Annotated in this window: 6 protein-coding genes and 1 pseudogene; 5 read left to right on the top strand and 2 right to left on the bottom strand. The window is 72.1% G+C overall.

The features are described 5' to 3' along the window. On the top strand, positions 1-1126 hold a 1126-nt coding region (locus ABZ914_RS16905), incomplete at its 5' end, for a lipase family protein (protein ID WP_500193817.1). Between the two features lie 80 nt (positions 1127-1206). On the opposite strand, the gene lipB is transcribed toward ABZ914_RS16905, so the two are convergent. Next, positions 1207-1917, bottom strand: coding sequence for a lipoyl(octanoyl) transferase LipB (gene lipB / locus ABZ914_RS16900; protein WP_500193815.1), 711 nt, complete (start codon positions 1915-1917; stop codon positions 1207-1209). Between the two features lie 63 nt (positions 1918-1980). Here lipB and ABZ914_RS16895 point away from each other — a divergent pair, with 63 nt between their 5' ends. Then, positions 1981-2358 carry a DUF6221 family protein gene (locus ABZ914_RS16895; protein ID WP_190866580.1) on the top strand — a complete coding sequence of 126 codons (378 nt, stop codon included), beginning with the start codon at positions 1981-1983 and terminating at the stop codon, positions 2356-2358. Here ABZ914_RS16895 and ABZ914_RS16890 read toward each other — a convergent pair. After that, the gene (locus ABZ914_RS16890) at positions 2355-2984 is read right to left on the bottom strand and encodes a nucleoside/nucleotide kinase family protein (RefSeq protein WP_500193814.1); all 630 of its coding nucleotides are present in this window, start codon (positions 2982-2984) and stop codon (positions 2355-2357) included. The two genes, ABZ914_RS16895 and ABZ914_RS16890, sit on opposite strands and share 4 nt — an antisense overlap. Positions 2985-3040: 56 nt before the next feature. On the opposite strand from ABZ914_RS16890, the gene ABZ914_RS16885 reads away from it, so the two are divergent. The 3 genes and pseudogenes from ABZ914_RS16885 to ABZ914_RS16875 all read left to right on the top strand — a co-directional run bounded on the left by ABZ914_RS16885 (position 3041) and on the right by ABZ914_RS16875 (position 4270). Next, positions 3041-3730, top strand: coding sequence for an outer membrane protein assembly factor BamB family protein (locus tag ABZ914_RS16885; RefSeq protein WP_500193812.1), 690 nt, complete (start codon positions 3041-3043; stop codon positions 3728-3730). After that, positions 3696-3887 (top strand): annotated as a pseudogene (locus ABZ914_RS16880) (hypothetical protein); the annotation flags it as partial. The gene ABZ914_RS16885 and the pseudogene ABZ914_RS16880, both read left to right, overlap by 35 nt. Positions 3888-4081: 194 nt before the next feature. After that, complete coding sequence (locus ABZ914_RS16875; protein ID WP_500193847.1) at positions 4082-4270, top strand: hypothetical protein; 189 nt, start codon at positions 4082-4084, stop codon at positions 4268-4270. Positions 4271-4655 lie beyond the last annotated feature (385 nt).

Below are 4655 nucleotides of genomic sequence, written 5' to 3'. Positions count from 1 at the left end.
GTTCTACCGGCCGCCGTCGCCGCTGCCCGCCGGGCAGCCCGGCGACGTCATCCGCTCCCGCCCGTCGCTCTTCACCGTCGACCCGATCGGGCACTCGCCCTACGGCGGAGTGAAGTCCTGGCAGGTGCTCTACCGGTCGCAGACCGTCGCAGGTGCCCCGACCGCCGTGTCCGGCACCGTCCTCGTCCCGGACAAGCCGTGGAAGGGCACCGGCAAGCGCCCGCTCGTCTCCTACGCCGTCGGGACGCGCGGGCTCGGCGACTCCTGCGCCCCGTCCTACACCCTCACCCAGGGCCTGGACTACGAGGAACTGTTCGTCATCGACGCCCTCAACCAGGGCTGGGCCGTCGCCGTCACCGACATGGAGGGCCTCGGCACCCCCGGCCAGCACACCTACGAGGTCGGCCGCTCCCAGGGCATGGCCGTGCTCAACATGGCCCGCGCCGCCGAACGCCTCCCGGACGCCGGGCTCGCCGGCGCCCCCGTCGCGATCAAGGGCTACTCGCAGGGCGGGACGTCCGCCGGGTGGGCCGCCGAACTCGCGGCGTCCTACGCGCCGGACCTCGACCTCAAGGGCGTCGCCGCCGGCGGAGTCCCCGCCGACCTGCGCGCCGTCGCCGCGAGCCTCGACGGCGGCCCGTTCGTCGCGCTGATGTTCATGGCCGCCGTCGGCTACGACGCCGCCTACCCCGAGCTGAAGCTCGACGGCTACCTCAACGACAACGGGCGGGCGCTGCTCGCGAAGGCCAAGGACATGTGCCTGGTCAGCGTCGACGGCCCGCTCACGGTGCTCCAGACCGCCTTCAAGAAGATCGGCGACTACACCACGAGCAACCCGCTGGACACCCCGCAGTGGCGGGCCCGGCTGGACGAGAACAAGCTCGGCTCCACCGCGCCGAGCGTCCCCGTCTTCCAGGGGCAGGCGCTGCTGGACGAGATCATCCCGGCGAAGCAGGCCGAGACCCTCGACCACGACTGGTGCGCCAGGGGCGCGAACGTCACCTACAAGAGCTACGCGATCGCCGAGCACGCGACCGGCTTGCTCGAGAGCGAGGGGGACATGATGGGCTTCCTCGCCGACCGTTTCGCCGGAAAGCCCGTCCAGGGCAACTGCTCCGCCACGTAACCCTCCCCGAAGGGCGGGCCGGCGACGGCCCGCCCTTCGCGGGCCCTCGGCCCGCGGCTCAGCACCTGCTCAAGCCGTGGTCAGGCTTCGCGCCGCCAGGCGTCCACGATCAGCCGCCGCACCTCCGCCTGCGTGACCGGCGCCAGCCCGCGCCGCTCCCGCTCCCGGCACACCGACGTCATCTCCACGTCCGGCATCCCGCACGGCACCGCCCACGTCCACGGCGCCGGGTCGGCGTCGACGTCCATCGAGAACCCGTGCGCGCTCACGCCCCGCGAGATGTGCATCCCCAGCGAGACGATCTTGCGGCCCTCCGCCGTCCACACCCCCGTCAGCAGCGGGCTGCCCGGCGGGGTGTCCCGCCGCTCCGCCTCGATGCCCAGCTCGCCGAGCACCCCGACCAGCAGGACCTCGATGTCGCGCAGCAAGCCCACCACGTCCCGCGGATCGGCGAGCTTCAGGACGGGGTACCCGACGATCTGCTCCGGCGAGTGGTAGGTGAGCTTCCCGCCGCGCCGCACCTCCACCACCGGGATGCCGAGCGCCGGGTCGGGCCGCTCCTCCGGAGGCGTCCGCCGCCCCACCGTGTACGTGCGCGGATGCGACAGGATCCAGAGCGTGTCGTCGGCGGTCCCGGCCTGCCGGTCCCGCACCATCCGCTCCATCGTCTCGATCGCCTCGGCGTAGTCGACGAGCTCGCTCTCGACCACCCGCAGCGGCCCTCCCTCACGGCGCGCGCGCAGCCCGGTCCGTACCGTGCCCGGCTCGCCGTGGGATGTCGTCAATGACATGGATCCTCCCCGCCGTGAGTGTATCCGGGCGCCGATGTCGGCCCCGCGAGGCAGGATGGGCGCATGGATCTGGTGGAGTTTCTGCGCGCCCGCCTCGCCAAGGACGAACAGGTCGCCCGGGCCTGCTCCGGCGCGTCCTGGACGGCCGGCCCCTCCGGCGCCGTCCACCTCGACGCCGACGGCGAGCCCGCCGTCGTCGCGTCGGCGGAGACCGAGGCCTACGCCGAGCACATCGCCCGCCACGACCCGTCCCGCGCCCTCCAGGAGGTCGCCGCCCGGCGGCAGCTCGTCGACGACCACGAGAAACACGCCTGGATCATCGCCCAAGGCCGGGCCACCCCCGAACAGCGGGCCGCCCAAGCCGTCCGCGAACAGACCCTCCGCCTCATCGCGCTCGCCTACGCCCACCACCCCGACTACAACGAGGAATGGCGCGCCTAGACGGACTCCACGAGCGCGGGGTGGCGCGGGTCGTCCATCTTCAGGACGACGTCGGCGGCCCGCAGCGGCTCCACCTCGCGCTCGTAACGGGCGAACGCGGGCAGCGTCCAAGCGTCCTCGTCCGGGGTGCGGCGCGCCAGCGCGCCCGGCGACAGCGTTAGATGGACGACCATGTCGAGCGGAAGGCCCCGACCCAGCAGCAGCGCACCGTCCAGCAACACGACACCGCCCGGCTGCACAGCCGTGTACCGTGCGCGCGTGGCGCGGTCCAGCTCGCTGTCCCACAGGCTCGGCAGCACCTTCCCCGACCCGCCCGGCTCCAGAGGCCCCAACACCTCCCGCACGAGCCCGCCCACGTCGAGCCACTGGTCGTAGTAGACGTCCGGGTCCTCGCGGCCGAACTCGAACCGCAGCGACGCCGGCCGCAGGAAATCGCGCGCCGACACCCGCACCACATCACGTCCCGCCGCACGCAACGGCCCCACCAGCGCGTCCGCGAGCACCCACGGCTCCGCCGCCGGCGGCCCGTCCACCGCCACCCGCCGCCACATCCCGCGCGGCGCCCCCGCGATCCGGCCGCACACCTCCTCGACCGCCCGTTCGGGCGTGATCGGTCGCGCACGCATGCCATCCATCCTGCAACACGGCGCCTTGTACCGAACGTGTGCTGACATCAGCGACCATGCGCCCGTCGTTCGAGGGCGGGGAGACAGATGACGGACGGAACGGTGCCGCGCCGCACGGTCCTGCGGGCCTCGCCCTGGCGGGCGCCGCCGCCCTCGCCTCCGGCTGCGGCCAAGGCCGGACCTCAGCACCAAGCCGACCGGCCGGAAACCGCTATGGAAACACACGTTCACCACCGCGGACGACGGACACACCACTCCGGGCTCGGAGAACGCCGACCTGTTCCCGTACTCGATGGCCGCATCCGACACGACGTTCTACGCGTCCTTCGAAGGCAGGCTCTAAGCGTTCGACGTTGCGGGCCGCCAGCTGTGGCAATCCCCGTACGGCCACTACAACGCGTCCCCGATGTACGGGCGCACCGCACGTCATGGAGGACACCCTCTACACCGTCCGCAACGAGCCCGACGGCCACGGCACCCTTCAAGCGCTCGATCCAGGCACCGGCAGGCTCCGCTGGAGTTTCTCCGGCGGCGGATGGCTCTCCCCGCCCGCCGCGTCCGGCGGTCACGTCGCCGTCTCCAGCACCGACCACCTTCACGGCCTGGACGCCGCCACCGGCAAGGAACGATGGCGCGCCTGCGGAGACGGCGCCGGGTGTCGCCGGCGGCCCCGCGATCGCCGATGGCGTCGTCTGCGCGGTCGACGGCCGGATGTACCTCGCAGGACTCGACGTCAAGACCGGTAGGACCCGCTGGCACGTGTCCGGCGGATTCACCGGCGCCGCCGGACTCTTCCAGGCGCAATGCTCGATCACCCCCGACAGCGACGCCGTCTACGTCCAGTCGCCGAGCGGTCTATGGGCCGTGTCGGCACGCCACGGCAAGGTCCGCTGGTCCGGCACGACCGCAGGCGCCCTGACGCGCGTGGTGCCGTCCGGCCCCTGCGTCTACGCCGCCGGAATCGGCGGTGTGTCCACGATCGCCGCAGGCAACGCGGCCTGGACCGTCCCCGTCCCCCACTGGCCTCCGGCGGCGACCGCCCCTTCGCCCTGGCCGACGGCGCCCTCACCTTCACGACGAACGGCCGCGTCTCCAGCGTGGACGCGACCAGTGGCACGCCCCGCTGGACCGCCGTCGTCAAGGACTTCGCGGGCGAGGACGTCCCGCTCTCCAACGTCGCCGCTGCGGTCCGGGTCGTCTGCGTCCTGGCCAAGGACGAGGCCGCCGCCGCCGACACCGGCAACAAGCACGGCCCGGTCGACCAACTCTACGCCTTTCCTACTTAGCCGGGTGGGTGGGTGATGCTCGGCTGGAGTGGGTTTGGCTGATCGGTCGGTCGTGGTTGTGATTCTGGGTGCTGCCGGGGGCGTGCTTTGCGCGTCAGGTGATGCAGATATTTAGCGGCGTGAGGGTGGGGAGGGGGTTGATTGGGGTGGGGTCGAATGGGGTGGGGTTGTGTAGGCGTGTTCGGCAGGGAATGGCGGTGGGGTGGTCTTCAGGGGTGGGTTTATCGGAGATCAGGGTGTCTGGGTGGTCTTCGAGAGACGGGGCGGGAGTATTCGGGAGATCTGCAAGATGGGTGTTCGGGAGAATCGGCGAGAGGGGTGTTCGGGTGGTGGGGTGGCGCTTGCGTACGGGGCCGCCCCTCCAAAGTCAAGGGCGCCTTCGGCG

Origin of the sequence: Spirillospora sp. NPDC046719 (assembly GCF_040645715.1) — a bacterium.
In the GTDB taxonomy this organism is placed as follows: domain Bacteria; phylum Actinomycetota; class Actinomycetes; order Streptosporangiales; family Streptosporangiaceae; genus Spirillospora.
Note: the sequence above shows the minus strand (reverse complement) of the source record. Positions and strands in the feature narration are given on the sequence as shown.

Coding starts and splice junctions, on each gene's coding strand:
- lipB (WP_500193815.1), bottom strand. CDS start 1,917: ATGTCATTGACGACATCCCACGGCGAGCCGGGCACGGTACGGACCGGG.
- ABZ914_RS16895 (WP_190866580.1), top strand. CDS start 1,981: ATGGATCTGGTGGAGTTTCTGCGCGCCCGCCTCGCCAAGGACGAACAG.
- ABZ914_RS16890 (WP_500193814.1), bottom strand. CDS start 2,984: ATGCGTGCGCGACCGATCACGCCCGAACGGGCGGTCGAGGAGGTGTGC.
- ABZ914_RS16885 (WP_500193812.1), top strand. CDS start 3,041: ATGCGCCCGTCGTTCGAGGGCGGGGAGACAGATGACGGACGGAACGGT.